Genomic DNA, 264 nt, shown 5'->3' on the forward strand with positions numbered 1-264 from the left:
GATCAGGCAGCGCCGCGTCGATGCAGCGCGGTAGACGCCTTCGGCCAGCTCGCGCTGGCCGGCGCGAAAACCGGCATGCGGGAAGGCGAGCGCGCCGAGTTCCTGCGCCAGCCCGTGGCGGTGCGTGGCCTCTTGCTGCGCCCAGGCCATGTAGCGCTGGCAGAGCGTCTCGAAGTGGGCGCGCAGTGCATCGGCGCTGCAATGTTCTTCGAGCACGGTCTCTTCGCCGCTGGCGATGTCGAGGTAGACCAGCGCCACCTCGAC

At 69.7% G+C, this 264-nt stretch carries 1 pseudogene; it reads right to left on the reverse strand.

The window, feature by feature from the left end:
* Positions 1–264, reverse strand: a pseudogene (locus CVH10_RS26120) (ATP-dependent DNA helicase); the annotation flags it as partial.

The sequence above is a fragment of the Halomonas sp. ND22Bw genome (assembly GCF_003011945.1).
GTDB lineage: Bacteria > Pseudomonadota > Gammaproteobacteria > Pseudomonadales > Halomonadaceae > Halomonas > Halomonas halophila.